Source organism: Acidocella sp., assembly GCF_036489515.1.
Taxonomy (GTDB): Bacteria; Pseudomonadota; Alphaproteobacteria; order Acetobacterales; family Acetobacteraceae; genus Acidocella.
In genome coordinates, this window is record NZ_DASXFO010000100.1 from 1 (window position 1) to 13,082 (window position 13,082).

The 13,082-nt window shown below is 61.8% G+C and carries 15 protein-coding genes; 9 read left to right on the forward strand and 6 right to left on the reverse strand.

Features of this window, described 5'->3' with window-relative positions:
• A partial coding sequence (locus VGG47_RS14870; protein ID WP_331539949.1) for an MFS transporter occupies positions 1-773 on the reverse strand: 773 nt, incomplete at its 3' end.
• Positions 774-1,366: 593 nt separating this feature from the next.
• Between VGG47_RS14870 and VGG47_RS14875 the strand changes: the two genes are divergently transcribed.
• Entirely contained in the window at positions 1,367-2,134 is a 768-nt protein-coding gene (locus tag VGG47_RS14875) for a substrate-binding domain-containing protein (RefSeq protein ID WP_331539951.1), read from the forward strand.
• A 485-nt stretch (positions 2,135-2,619) separates the two neighbouring features.
• Here VGG47_RS14875 and VGG47_RS14880 read toward each other — a convergent pair whose 3' ends face one another.
• Positions 2,620-2,745 carry a hypothetical protein gene (locus tag VGG47_RS14880; RefSeq protein ID WP_331539953.1) on the reverse strand — a complete coding sequence of 42 codons (126 nt, stop codon included), beginning with the start codon at positions 2,743-2,745 and terminating at the stop codon, positions 2,620-2,622.
• A gap of 259 nt (positions 2,746-3,004) precedes the next feature.
• On the opposite strand from VGG47_RS14880, the gene VGG47_RS14885 reads away from it, so the two are divergent.
• Complete coding sequence (locus tag VGG47_RS14885; protein ID WP_331539955.1) at positions 3,005-3,466, forward strand: nuclear transport factor 2 family protein; 462 nt, start codon at positions 3,005-3,007, stop codon at positions 3,464-3,466.
• A 25-nt stretch (positions 3,467-3,491) separates the two neighbouring features.
• Positions 3,492-4,109, forward strand: coding sequence for a TetR/AcrR family transcriptional regulator (locus VGG47_RS14890; protein ID WP_331539957.1), 618 nt, complete (start codon positions 3,492-3,494; stop codon positions 4,107-4,109).
• Positions 4,110-4,239: 130 nt separating this feature from the next.
• Here the strand turns inward: VGG47_RS14890 and VGG47_RS14895 are convergent, their stop codons facing one another.
• From VGG47_RS14895 to VGG47_RS14905, 3 genes are read right to left on the reverse strand one after another with little or no spacing between them, the layout of a single operon-like run.
• Positions 4,240-4,530: an SDR family oxidoreductase gene (locus tag VGG47_RS14895; RefSeq protein ID WP_331539959.1), complete on the reverse strand. Its 291-nt coding sequence runs from the start codon at positions 4,528-4,530 to the stop codon at positions 4,240-4,242.
• A gap of 36 nt (positions 4,531-4,566) precedes the next feature.
• Positions 4,567-4,791, reverse strand: coding sequence for a hypothetical protein (locus tag VGG47_RS14900; RefSeq protein WP_331539961.1), 225 nt, complete (start codon positions 4,789-4,791; stop codon positions 4,567-4,569).
• Positions 4,767-5,435: a class I SAM-dependent methyltransferase gene (locus VGG47_RS14905; protein ID WP_331539963.1), complete on the reverse strand. Its 669-nt coding sequence runs from the start codon at positions 5,433-5,435 to the stop codon at positions 4,767-4,769. Before VGG47_RS14905 ends, VGG47_RS14900 begins: the two co-directional genes overlap by 25 nt.
• 369 nt (positions 5,436-5,804) lie before the next feature.
• Between VGG47_RS14905 and mrdA the strand changes: the two genes are divergently transcribed.
• From mrdA to VGG47_RS14925, 4 genes are all read left to right on the forward strand, one after another.
• The gene (gene mrdA, locus VGG47_RS14910; protein WP_331539965.1) at positions 5,805-7,631 is read left to right on the forward strand and encodes a penicillin-binding protein 2; all 1,827 of its coding nucleotides are present in this window, start codon (positions 5,805-5,807) and stop codon (positions 7,629-7,631) included.
• A gap of 52 nt (positions 7,632-7,683) precedes the next feature.
• Positions 7,684-8,499 carry an NAD-dependent protein deacetylase gene (locus tag VGG47_RS14915; RefSeq protein WP_331539967.1) on the forward strand — a complete coding sequence of 272 codons (816 nt, stop codon included), beginning with the start codon at positions 7,684-7,686 and terminating at the stop codon, positions 8,497-8,499.
• A 237-nt stretch (positions 8,500-8,736) separates the two neighbouring features.
• Positions 8,737-9,825, forward strand: coding sequence for a bifunctional DNA-binding transcriptional regulator/O6-methylguanine-DNA methyltransferase Ada (ada, locus tag VGG47_RS14920; RefSeq protein ID WP_331539969.1), 1,089 nt, complete (start codon positions 8,737-8,739; stop codon positions 9,823-9,825).
• A complete protein-coding gene (locus tag VGG47_RS14925; RefSeq protein ID WP_331539971.1) occupies positions 9,822-10,559 on the forward strand; it encodes a 2OG-Fe(II) oxygenase in 738 nt (245 codons plus the stop codon). The genes ada and VGG47_RS14925 overlap by 4 nt, the downstream gene beginning before the upstream one ends.
• A 136-nt stretch (positions 10,560-10,695) precedes the next feature.
• Here the strand turns inward: VGG47_RS14925 and VGG47_RS14930 are convergent, their stop codons facing one another.
• Positions 10,696-11,589: a LysR family transcriptional regulator gene (locus tag VGG47_RS14930; protein WP_331539973.1), complete on the reverse strand. Its 894-nt coding sequence runs from the start codon at positions 11,587-11,589 to the stop codon at positions 10,696-10,698.
• 93 nt (positions 11,590-11,682) lie between these two features.
• On the opposite strand from VGG47_RS14930, the gene VGG47_RS14935 reads away from it, so the two are divergent.
• Together VGG47_RS14935 and VGG47_RS14940 are read left to right on the forward strand one after the other, a co-directional pair.
• The gene (locus tag VGG47_RS14935; protein WP_331539975.1) at positions 11,683-12,078 is read left to right on the forward strand and encodes a (R)-mandelonitrile lyase; all 396 of its coding nucleotides are present in this window, start codon (positions 11,683-11,685) and stop codon (positions 12,076-12,078) included.
• Positions 12,079-12,081: 3 nt separating this feature from the next.
• Entirely contained in the window at positions 12,082-13,065 is a 984-nt protein-coding gene (locus tag VGG47_RS14940; protein WP_331539977.1) for an aldo/keto reductase, read from the forward strand.
• Positions 13,066-13,082: the final 17 nt, after the last annotated feature.

Here is a 13,082-nt window from a genome sequence, read left to right on the forward strand (position 1 = left end):
ATCGGGGCAGCGTGCCGCGCCTGCCGGCGCAACAGCAGAGCGCCCAAGATGAAACCGAGAATGATTTCGGGGAGGACGAGTTTCCATGCATCGCCATGCGCGGCCCCGCTCAAGCCCAGGACTAAAAAACCGAAGGCACCGGCATTGAGCGCGGCCAGAATGAAATCGAAACGGTATTTGCCACGCGGTGTGGCCGGCAGTATGCGGATGCCTAGCACGAAGGCGAAAATGCCCAGGGGAACATTGATGGCGAACAGCAGCGGCCAAGTGCCAACGGACAAAATTAGCGAGGCGGCCGTGGGGCCAACGGCGAAAGAGGTGGCGACGACCAGCACGTTCGTGCCCATGCCGCGGCCCAATTCGCTCCTTGGATAGATGAAGCGGATGAGGGCGGAATTGACGCTCATCATGGCGCTGCCGCCGAGCCCCTGGAACACACGAGCAATGGTCAGGGTGGCGAGGGAGTCGGAAGAGGCGCAGGCCAGCGAGGCTGCGGTAAACACAATCAGGCCACAGAGGAAGACGCGCTTGTGGCCGACGATATCGCCGAGGGTCGCGAGGGGAAGCGCGGTGGCGATGAGGGCCAACTGGTAGGCGTTGATGATCCAGATCGAGGCTTCGGGGTTGGTATGGAGGTTCGCGGCGATGGTGGGCAAAGCGGTGTTGGCGATGGCGAGGTCCAAAGTGGACATGGCCACGCCGAGCAGCTGGGCCGTGGCGGCCCAGCCGCGGCGCCCGGGGGGCAGGCCATCGAGGGGGATTAGGCTAGGCATTTATGGGCTCCCAGGCTGTGCGGGCTGAAATAACGGAGTGCCAAGAGGAATATCGTGGCGAGGGAAGGGGGCAGAACAGGGGGGTGCCGCGCCATCGGCGGCGATTGATACTTGCATGACATAGCCGCCTTTGGATGCGCTGGGAGGCACGCTATCCCATTGAAATTGGGACCATGCTGCTACTTTGACTCCCTCCAGGCAAGTTTGCCTGCCGCAGACCAGTCCAGCTTTTCACCACTCTTGACGATCGCGTGAGGATGCGGCCGCATAGCAAGGCTGGTGGTGGGCAAGGAGATCCTGCCCCGCGGGTCGCCGTCCTATGAAGATGGCACCCGACAACACCGAGACGCAATGATCGCGCTTTATTGACCGCGCCCCTCGGCGTGATTTCATTGACGCCCGATCTTCATCGATGTTTGAGGGCAAAAAATAATCATCGGATAAACCTGTCGCGCGGCCGCTCAAAACTTTGCGTCAATCGAGGTATATCAATGCATAGAAGAATACGCGCGCGCGGCCCGATCGTATCGGGGGCCGGTCGAGCCGGAGCAAAAATCATAGGTTCGCGCGCATACGAGCGGGGAATTCATTGGATGAAGCGTTGCGCCGTCGCCGCTCTCTTGGTGGTTGGCGTTGCGTTGTCTCAGCCCGCCCTCGCGGCGCCGGTTTTGTACGTCTATGGCCCCGGTGGTCCGCTCCCGGCCATGAAGGAGGCGGCGTCAGTATTCGGAAAGCAGCACGGCGTGGACGTGATCGTGACCGGCGGCCCAACGCCGCAATGGATCAATCACGCGAAAGCCAACGCCGATCTGATCTTCAGCGGTTCGGAAACGATGATGTCCGATTTCATTGCCGCCATGCCGCAGATCGATCCGGCGACCGTCCAGCCTTTATACCTGCGGGCGGCCGCGATCCTTGTGCGCCCGGGCAATCCGGAACACATCACGGGCTTTGCGGATCTGCTCAAGCCGGGGCACCGGATTCTCGTGGTCAACGGCGCGGGTCAACAGGGGTTATGGGAAGACGTCGCGGGCCGGCAGGGCAACATCGCCGATGTGCGTGCCTTCCGTTCCAATATTGCTGTTGTCGTGACGAACAGTGCGCAAGCGCGTACAGCCTGGATAAAGAACAAATCGCTCGATGCGTGGCTGATCTGGACCATCTGGCAGAAGGCGAACCCCACGCTCGCGGATCTGGTGCCGATCGATCCCGATCATGCGATATTCCGTGATACCGGCATCGCTTTGACCCGCATCGGCGAGAAAAATCCGCAGGCGACGTCATTCGTCGCCTTCCTGAACTCCCCGCAAGGTGCTGCCATCTTCGCCAAATGGGGATGGATCGTACCACCCCACGCCTAAGCCTGACCTCATAAGGAAGGCCGGCCAGGACGGCCGGCCTTCCGCCCGGAGCGTTGATCCGGGTCATAGGCATTCCTTGTCGTCCCTCCTGTCATGCTGACTCTCAAACGATCGTTTGTTGAGCTTCCCCGGAAAAGGCCGTTTCCCATGGTGTGAGAGTCTCGGCAGCTGAACGTTTTATGTCACTTGATCGGTGCAAAATTCTTGGATTGTGCAGCACACAGCGTCGCCAAGCCGGCGCAAGAAGCATCCGTACCTTATGTTACGCTCATCTGTAAAAGGTGAGATGGCGAACGCTTGCAAGTTCGCCTGCTTCCAGTTGCCAGATTCATCTGGTTTGCCGGGCGAAGGATCAGCACTAGAGTAGCTTTGCAAATAGACATGGTCAGTTGATCCAACCATGATGCCCGCAAAGTTGTCAGCTGCACTCGCTGCAACGACAACGCTATTTAAGTTTCCTTCGATCGTAGCAGGTGCGGACGTTTTTACGCTGGCGACGACCTTGTTTTCAAAAGCAGCGCGAAACGCCGCCCGGCTGGAATATAGACAGCTTTTCCGGTCGATCTGTCGGTAATCCCCGGCTGCCGCTCGATGCGAATCTTGCCCTTCATTTGTGCCTCCAATGCTCCCAACAGTAAACTATTTCATTATAGCATTGCTAATGCCTTGCCTAGAAGGTCGTTTAGAACAGGAAAATGACAATCATGTTGTTATGAAAGTATTAATTTTTTTCACATAACGCTGCGTATGATTTTTCTAAGCTAGACCGATTACCAAATCCGTGAAGCCGTGTCCTGCCGAATCCGTTTGACTCGATCTAGACCGATCGGTATAGATAAAACCATTAGGTACAAATTAGGGGACGCTTTCATGGCTGCGCTCATTCCGCCCTTCACCCGCGAAATCGCGACCACGAAAGTCCGCCTGGCGGAGGATGGCTGGAACAGCCGCAATCCGGAAAAAGTGTCTCTGGCTTACACGCTGGATAGCGCCTGGCGGAACCGCGCAGAATTTGTGAACGGTCGGCCGGAAATCGTCGCCTTCCTCACCCGCAAATGGGCCAAGGAACTGGACTACAGGCTGATCAAAGAACTTTGGGCATTCGGGGAGAACCGCATCGCCGTGCGCTACGCCTATGAATGGCATGATGATAGTGGCAACTGGTTCCGCTCCTATGGCAATGAAAACTGGGAGTTCAACGCGGAGGGGCTGATGCAGCGCCGCTTCGCCTGCATCAACGACCTGCCAATCAAGGAGAGCGAGCGCAAGTTCCTCTGGCCGCTCGGCCGTCGTCCGGACGACCATCCGGGTCTCTCGGAACTCGGCCTCTGAGTCACAGCCCCCGCCAGGCCGCGCTGTGACAAGGACGATTTTTGAAAAAGCCGATGTGATTCCCCTGCTGGCCGAAGTGTTTCGGGAACTCGGCTATGAGGGGGCGACGCTGAGTCGCATCACCGAACGCACCGGCCTGAGCAAAGGCAGCCTGTATCACTTTTTCCCTGGTGGGAAGGAGGAGATGGCGGCCGTTGTGCTCGACCATGTCCACGGTTGGTTCATCGAACATATTTTCAAGCCGCTGGAAGAAGATGAGCCAATCGCGGCCATCGTCGGCATGTGGCAGGCGGTAGATGTGTATTTTTGCTCAGGCCAGCGTATCTGCCTGGTCGGCGTTTTCGCTCTCGACGAGACAAGGGACCGCTTTCCACAAGCCATCAACCGCTACTTTATCCGCTGGATCGACGCCTTGGCCCGCGCGCTCGTGCGCATCGGCAAAGACAAGAAAACCGCCGCACTTCTGGCGGAAAACGCGGTGCTCAGCATCCAGGGCGCGCTGGTGCTGATGCGCGCTACTGCAGATGCCGGGTTGTTCAAACGGGCTTTGTCTCGCCTGGCTGAGGACCTGCAGCTGCAATGCGAGACCACACAATCCGTTAGGAAGCCGGTCAAGACAACAACGAAAAGAAAGCTTTCGTGAGATAGGACAACAGGCTGAAGCCACAAGCCGTCCATCGTGGCCAATCGAGACCATTGCATAAGTTTTTGAATTTTGCAACGCTTGGTCTGCTCTGCGCCCGTGTTGCCCGTTCAGTCGAGCCGGCCGGCGGCTAATTTCGGCCGCCGTTCGCTTTGATGACCTGCCCATTGATCCAACCGCTCTCGGCGTTTGCCAGAAAGGACACGACACAAGCAATGTCGTCCGGCTTGCCGAGACGGCCGAGGGGAATGTCATTTGTCAGGCGCTGAATGAGTTCCTCGGATCTGCCGGCGCGTCGGAGACCTCCGCCAATGGCGAGACCCTGTGGCTCCTGGCAATTGAAATGGGTCGATTCCGGTTGGTGTAAAATTCTTAATTTTTGCAAAAATGGGTGTCGGGGAATTCTGGAATAGAGGGTCACGGTTCCCTCACGAGTAAACCGTGACCCTGACAAGCGTTAGAAGATATCCGGGATTCGGAACAGCTCGACGACGAGATAGGGCTGCAAATGCTCGATTGTGTTCCGGCCCTCGGGCTGGGCCTCAATCCACGCCAGCGTATCGTCAATGAGCCGATGATAGACCTCACGAGGTAGCCGCCAGAACTCGGCGAACAAACCGTCTTGGATGCGGCTGATCGCCTCCCCGTAGCTGATGCTTATGGGCCATCGAAGGTCGGACATATCGACTTGCATCGGCTGACACCTTGAGACCTCATGAATGCTGCCAATTCCTCGCCAGAGTGCGGGTTCAGACCGGCATATCGACCCCTGAAGCCAAGCTCATCCGCCTTTCGGGAGAAATAGCGACGGACAGAGTTGCCAAACGCGCCCCGTTCGTTGATCTGGACGATGTAGCATCCGGGTCGCACCACACGGATAAGCTCGCGGCAGGCTTCCCGCCAATCCTCAACATGTTGGAAAAGTTTAGACACGACGACAGCGTCGAAGCTGCTGTCATCCGCGGCAAGGCTGCGAACGTCGCCCACGCTATAGCCTGCCCGCCATGTGGGAAGCACCTTGGACTGAGCCCGCGCCGTTATGTCTTGAGAGATGTCGATGCCGTGAATATCATACCCTCTTGCAGCGAGCGGCAACGACGCTTGTCCGGTTCCGCAACCTGCATCCAAAATCTTCCCACTCTTCGGGAAGAGGCTTTGCTCGATCAACCGATCATAGCACGCCATCAGCTTTTCCTCGGGGAGGTCTCGCGTGGCATCGTATTGAGAGGCGATTTTTGAGTAATCCCACGTCAAACCATGAACGGTCTTTGGGGCTGTTTGACGTCCTGAAGCGGGGCCACAAGAGAGATCGTTGTCGTCAACCATAAAAGGCTCCTTTTAGAGGAGCCGCAACACCAGGGCGGAAGCCAATTCGAAAGGTCTGGTCAGAAAACAAGAGCCGCCTCTGGCAGGCGGCTCGGGTTCAGTGTCGTGTCGCGTAGATCGATCCCTATGCCGCTGATATGCTCAGGCGGTAGGGAAATCGAGAGCTGATCTTGCGCGGTTCTCTAACCATAGAGAAAATCTTCTACACAAACGGGATTATGGCAACCCAGTCTCGACCGAAATCAATTGATCGGCATTCCCACTTCGACGATTTCGGGTATGACAGATTAAATAGTCATCCATGTAAACCTCGTCATGCTCGCTCGAGCGTGTCTTGGATTTTGCGCCGCCTCGTCGCATGAGGGCGCCATGAGAGCTGGTCCATCTGCGCAGACGACACGCCGCTTGTTTACCCGCCGCGCCTTGCTGTTCGGCGGCGTGCAGACGCTGGTATTCGGCGGCATCGCGGCGCGGCTTTATCATCTGCAAGTGACCGAGCACGCACGCTACAGCATCATAGCGCGCGACAATGCCATCGCTCAGCGCCTGATGGCCCCGGAACGCGGCTTGATCACCGACCGCACCGGTGCGTTGCTGGCGAACAACCAGCAGCGCTGGCGCGCCTTGTTCCTGATGGAAGGCAAAGCTGACCCGCGGGCGATCATCGCGCGCTTCGACCATCTGGTCGGGCTGTCGGACGCGGATCGCGCGCGGATCGCTTCAATCCTCGCCGGGCCACCTGATTATGAACCGATCGTGCTCAAACACGACCTGGACTGGCCGGCGATGGCCCGGCTGGAGGTTCACGCCATCGACCTGCCCGGCGTGGTCATCGAACGCGGCTTTGACCGGGTCTATCCGCTCGGCGCGGATGCCGCGCATACCGTCGGCTATGTGGTGCGCCCCGATGAAATGCAGGTCGCACGCAGCCCGGTACTCGCTTTGCCCGGCGCGCGGGTCGGCGGCTCGGGCATCGAACAGGCCTATAATCATGCGCTGCTCGGCGAACCTGGTCTGATCGAAACAGAGGTCAATGCCAAAGGCTCGGTCGTCCGGGTGCTCGACCGCGATGCCGGGCGGCAGGGCAGGACCGTCGCGCTGACTATCGATATCAATCTGCAACGCGCCGCTGTCGCCGCGCTGAATGGGCAGCCCGGATCGGCGGTGCTGCTCGACAGCACCACCGGCGACGTGCTGGCGATGGCCAGCGCCCCCTCGTTCGACCCGGTCTGGTTCGACAATGGCGTGCCCCATGACGTGTGGCAAAGCTGGATGAGCAACCAGGCGCACCCGCTCATCAACCGCTCAACCCAGGGCCTTTATGCGCCCGGCTCCGCCTTCAAACCAACGGTCGCGCTGGCAGCGCTGCGTTGTGGCGCCATCACGGCGCAGACGCGTTTTTTCTGCCCCGGCCATCTGAAAATCGGCAATCGCATATTCTATTGCTGGCTGCGCTCCGGCCACGGCTCGATGGACGCCGCCTCGGCGCTGCAGCAAAGTTGCGATGTGTTCTACTATCAGGTCGCGATGCAGACCGGCATCGACCGAATGGCGGCGATGGGCGGGGAGCTAGGGTTGACCGGCAGCCCAAATCTGGATTTCCCGGACCTCGCCTCCGGGTTCCTGCCAACCCTCGACTGGGCGCGCCAGAACAACATCGCCTGGACCCGGGGCGACAGCGCTTTGCAGGGCATTGGCCAAGGCTATACGCTGCTCACCCCGCTGAACCTCGCGACAATGATCGCCCGCATGGGCAGCGGACGGGCCATCACGCCGCATCTGCTGCGCGCCATCGGCAACGCCCCGGTCAGCCGTCCGGCACCGGCTTCATTGGGCCTGCCCGCCTCCCATCTCGCCACCATACGGCAAGGATTGGATGAGGTGGTCAATACACCGCTGGGCACCTCATGGGGCGCTCGGCTCGACCTGCCGGGCGGCATCCGCATGGCCGGCAAGACCGGCACGGCGCAGGTGATCAACGAAGACGCCGCGATGGAAGCGGCAAATTATGACGACGCCCGGCTGCCATGGAAATACCGGCCCAACGCGCTGTTCGTCGGCTACGCTCCCGTTGAGGCGCCAAGGTTTGCGGCGGCAGTGGTCATCGAGCATGGGACGCTCCTGGGGCCGGTGAAGGTGGCGCGGGACCTTTTTAGCGCGGCGTTTGGAACGGAGCTGACAAGTAGCACTGCGTAAAGCGTCGAGGCCGATCCTGGAAGCGGACATCCGGCGGCGCTAAGGTGCTCCCATGACGCAGTTTATCGGTCTCCATGACTTCGTCGATCGGCATCGACGTCTCTTCGTCCTGACCGGCGCCGGCTGCAGCACGAATTCGGGCATTCCCGATTATCGTGATGCCGACGGCAACTGGAAGCGTGCGCAGCCGATGACCTATCAGGCCTTCATGAACAGTCACGCAGCCCGCCAACGTTATTGGGCACGCAGCATGGTCGGGTGGCAGCGCTTTGGTCATGCGCGACCGAACGGCGCCCATCGCGCGCTGGCCTGTCTGGAGGGGATGGACAGGAGCGAGCTGCTGCTGACTCAGAATGTTGACCGGCTTCATCAGGCGGCAGGCAGCACCCGGGTGATCGATTTGCACGGCCGGCTTGATCAGGTCCGCTGCATGGGGTGCGAGCGGCGCATGCCACGTGGCGCGTTTCAGGGCGAACTCGAGCGGCTCAACCCGGCATGGGCCGATCTGGAGGCGGCTGACGCGCCGGACGGCGATGCCGATCTCGAAAGTCCCGCGTTCGCGTCCTTCTTCATCCCGCCCTGTCGGCACTGCGGCGGACTGCTCAAGCCGGACGTCGTTTTCTTCGGCGAGAACGTGCAGCGGGAACGGGTTGACGCTGCGACGCGGCATCTCGCGCAAGCCGACGCCATGTTGATCGTGGGGTCTTCCCTGATGGTGTATTCCGGCTTCCGCTTCGTCCAAGCCGCCGCGCGCGCCGGCAAGTCCATTGCCGCCGTCAATCTCGGCCGGACCCGTGCCGACGCGTTGCTCTCGTTTAAGGCGGAACAGTCCTGCGAAGCGGCTTTGGCATTCTTAATAAGAAAGTAGCCGCTTTTTAAAAAAAGCGGCGCAAAAACTTTTGTTGTGCTGGGCCATAGGCGTTGGCGCCGACGAAGCCCATGGCACGAATTAATAAAGTTTTTTTGCTTCTTTTTGTTCACAAAAAGAAGCCTTCCCTTGCTTACTCCGGAGCAACGAACGAAGCCTGAATACCCGAGCAAGAGCCGGAGTGCGGCGGACCTCCGGAAACATCATTGTGGCGCATCAGCTTGCGAGGAGGTTCTCATGCCTGTTGTCGACGAACTCCAAACCACGGAGCGTGTGTCCTACGGAAACGACGAGGCGCGGCTCCAGGCCGTCCGGCGCCGCGATCCCGCGGCGGATGGGCAGTTCTATTATTCGGTCTCCACGACCGGGGTCTATTGCAATCCGTCTTGTGCGGCGCGCCCCGCGCTCCGGCAGAATATCAGCTTTTACGAGACAAGGTCTGATGCGGAGCGGGCCGGCTATCGCCCCTGCAAGCGCTGTCGTCCCGAGTTGCCGCCCCGTGCCCAGCGAGAGGCTGATATCGCCGCCGCGGCGTGCCGGCTCATCGAGCAGGCGGAGGAGGAGTCCTCGCTCGGCGGGCTGGCGGCCCAGGTTGGGCTGAGCCCGCATCACTTTCATCGCCTCTTCAAACGGATCACGGGCGTGACCCCAAAAGCCTATGCCGGGGCACACCGCCAGTCCCGCGTGCAGACCCGGCTTGTCGCCGGAGCGCCGGTCACGCAGGCGATCTATGAAGCCGGCTTCAATTCGTCCGGTCGCTTCTATGAAGCGAGTGATGACATGCTCGGCATGGTGCCTTCGCGGTACCGTGCGGGCGGGAAAGGAGAGGCGATCCGGTTCGCGTTCGGCCGATCCAGCCTTGGGGTCGTCCTGGTCGCCGCGACTGAGCGGGGCGTTTGCGCCATCCTGCTGGGCAGCGACGAGGACGGGTTGTCGCGCGACCTGGCGGCGCGCTTTGCGAATGCGGCCCTGAGCCGTGCAGAGCAGGGATTTTCTGAGTGGGTCGCCCGCGTGGTCGCGATGGTCGATCATCCGGAACAGAATCAGGCGCTCGGTTTGCCGCTCGACATTCGCGGCACGGCTTTCCAGCGCCGGGTTTGGGAGGTTCTGCGCAGCATACCGCCCGGTGAAACACGCTCGTATCGCGACGTGGCAACCCAGATCGGCAACCCTGCGGCGGTGCGTGCGGTCGCGGGCGCCTGCGGGGCAAATGCCCTGGCCGTTGCCGTTCCTTGCCATCGCGTTGTTGCCGCCAACGGCGAGCTGGCCGGTTATCGCTGGGGCGTCGAGCGCAAGCGCGAACTCCTCAAACGGGAGCAGGCATGATGCTGGCCCGTCCAGAAGCACCTCAAGATGACTTGGCGGCTGCGGTCGCCGGCCTGGACTGGACCCGCATCGGCGCGGATCTCGATGCGACCGGATATGCGACGACGGGATCTCTGCTCTCGCCCGATCTCTGTGCCGAACTCTCCGCTCAGTACGACCGGGAAGGGGCGTTTCGGAGCCGGGTCGTCATGGCCCGGCACGGGTTCGGACGCGGGGAATATCAGTATTATGCTTATCCCTTGCCCGGGCCGATCCAGACGCTTCGCTCGTCGCTCTACCCTCAGCTGGCATTGGTTGCGAACCGTTGGTCGGAGGCATGCGGGCTGCAAACGGCCTACCCTGCGACCCACGGCGCGTTTCTCGACCAATGCCACGCTGAAGGGCAGAGCCGCCCGACGCCCCTCCTGCTGAGATATGGGCCAGGCGATTATAACTGCTTGCACCAGGACCTTTATGGTGACCTGTATTTCCCGCTCCAGGTCGCGTTCCTGCTCGACCGCCCGGGCGAGGACTTCACGGGCGGCGAGTTCGTGCTGACCGAGCAACGGCCGCGTATGCAGTCGCGCGTCGAGGTGGTGCCGCTACGCCAAGGCGAAGGGGTGATCTTCGCGGTGAACCAGCGCCCCGTTCAGGGTGGGCGGGGCACGTATCGCGTCGCCATGCGTCATGGCGTCAGCAGGTTGCGCTCCGGCCGGCGTCACACAATGGGCATCATCTTTCACGACGCGCGCTGATCGAGCGAAACAAAGTGAAAGGCTACTTTTTGTGAACAAAAAGTAGCAAAAAAACTTTGCTAATCTGGGCCATAGGCGTTGGGGCCGACAACGCCCATAGCCCAGCGTACCAAAAGTTTTTGCGCCGCTTTTTTCTTCATCCCCGGTGGCGCAGCGCCTCCACCAGCAGCGCGAAGGCGGGCGTAGGCTGGCGGCGGCTAGGGTAATAGAGGTGGAAGCCCGGAAAAAGCGGGCACCAATCGGCCAGCAGGCGCATGAGGCGTCCGGCCGCCATGGCCTGCTGCACATGGTCCTCGGGCAGAAAGCCGATGCCGAATCCTGCCTCGGCGGCCTGCAAAATGAGCCGCGCGTTGTTAAAGGCCAGCCGCCCATCGACGCGGACATTCAACGCCCGGCCGTCTTTCTCGAACTCCCAGGGGTAGAACCCGCCGAGCGTGGGCAGGCGCAGATTGATACATTCGTGCCGGGCGAGATCATGCGGCGTTTGGGGCGCCGGATGGCCTGCCAGATAGGCGGGTGAGGCCACGGCGGCCATGCGCAGGTCCGGCCCGATGCGCACTGCCACCATGTCCTTCTCCACCTGCTCGCCCAGGCGCACCCCGGCGTCGAACCGCTCGGCGACGATGTCGGTCAGGCCGGACTCGATGTTCAGCTCCACCTTGATATCGGGGTGTTGAGGCAGGAAGCGCTCCAGCACCGGCCATAGCCGGGTTGCGGCGGCGTGCTCCGACGTGGTGACGCGGACGGTTCCCGCCGGCTTGTCCCGCAGCTCGCCAAGGGCGGCCAGTTCGGCGCTGATCCCGTCAAAATGCGGGCCAAGCCGCGCCAGCAGGCGTTCGCCGGCCGCGGTGGGGGCCACGCTGCGCGTGGTGCGCGTGAGCAGCCGCACGCCGAGGCGCTCCTCGAGCACCGCGATGGTCTGGCTGAGCGCCGATTGCGACACGCCAAGCCCGGCCGCGGCGCGGGTGAAGCTGCGGGCGCGGGCAACTTCCAGGAAGGCGGTAAGGTCCGAAAGCGTATCACGAGGCATTAAGAAGCTCTGCTTATAAAGTTATGCGGATTATCCCGTCTAATCGTCCGGCCGGTGCTGGTCTAGATAGAGCTTCCGCAAAGGAGGTTTTCCATGGAGATCAAACGCGCCGGCTCGCAAGTGTCCGGCAAAGGCCCGGCTGAGTATTTCACCGGCATGGTGCGGGTGGACCCGCTGCATACCGCGCCTGACCCTGCCCGCATCGCGATGGCTCTGGTCACCTTCGAACCCAGGGCGCGTACCGCCTGGCACACGCATCCGCTGGGGCAGACGCTGGTCGTCACCGCGGGCTGCGGGCGCGTGCAGCTGGAAGGCGGCGCGGTGCAGGACATCCGGCCAGGCGACGTGGTGTGGATCGCGCCGGGCGAGCGCCATTGGCACGGGGCCGGGCCGCAGACGGCTATGAGCCATATCGCCATTCAGGAGCGGCTGGAGGGTTCCGCCGTGACCTGGGCCGAACATGTGACTGACGAAGAGTACGGGAGTTAAGACATGCACAAGCGTCAATTAGGCAAAAGCGGCCTGACGGTTTCGGCCCTGGGTCTGGGCTGCATGGGGCTGAGCTTTGGCTACGGCCCGGCCACCGAGCACAAAGCGGCCGTCGCGCTGATCCGCGCCGCCCGTGAGCGGGGCGTCACATTCTTCGACACGGCCGAAGCCTACGGCCCGGGCGCCAACGAGGAGCTCCTGGGCGAGGCGCTGGCGCCGTTCCGTGACGAGGTGGTGGTCGCCAGCAAATTCGGTTTTCGCGCCGGCGTGGTGGCGCAGGGGCTGGACAGCCGCCCCGAAAACATCCGCGCCGTGGTGGAGGCGTCGCTGAAGCGCCTGCGCACTGACCGCATCGACCTGCTCTACCAGCACCGCGTCGACCCCGCGGTGCCCATGGAGGACGTGGCCGGAACGGTGAAGGCGCTGATCGCCGAGGGCAAGGTGAAGCATTTCGGACTGTCCGAGGCCGGGCCGGAGAGCATCCGCCGCGCCCATGTGGTGCAGCCCGTGGCGGCGTTGCAGAGCGAGTACTCGCTATGGTGGCGCGAGCCCGAGGCGGAGATTTTGCCTTTGGTCGAGGAGCTGGGGATCGGCTTCGTGCCCTATAGCCCGCTGGGCAAGGGCTTCCTGACCGGTGCCATCACGGCGCAAACGAGCTTTGGTGACAACGACTTCCGCAGCATCGTGCCGCGCTTCATGTCCGAGGCCCGCGCGGCCAACCAGGCGCTGGTTGACCGGCTGACCGAGATCGCCGCCGCCAAGGGCGCTTTGCCGGCGCAGATCGCGCTAGCCTGGCTGCTGGCGCAAAAGCCGTGGATCGTGCCCATTCCCGGCACGACCAAGCTGCATCGGCTGCAGGAGAACCTTGCCGCTTCTGACCTCACGCTGACGGAAGATGATCTTGCCACGATCAAGGCCGCGCTGGCGGCGATCGCCATTACCGGCGACCGCTACCCCGCTTCCCTCGCGGCATTGGTCAGGCGCTGAACGGAGACAGGATCGGC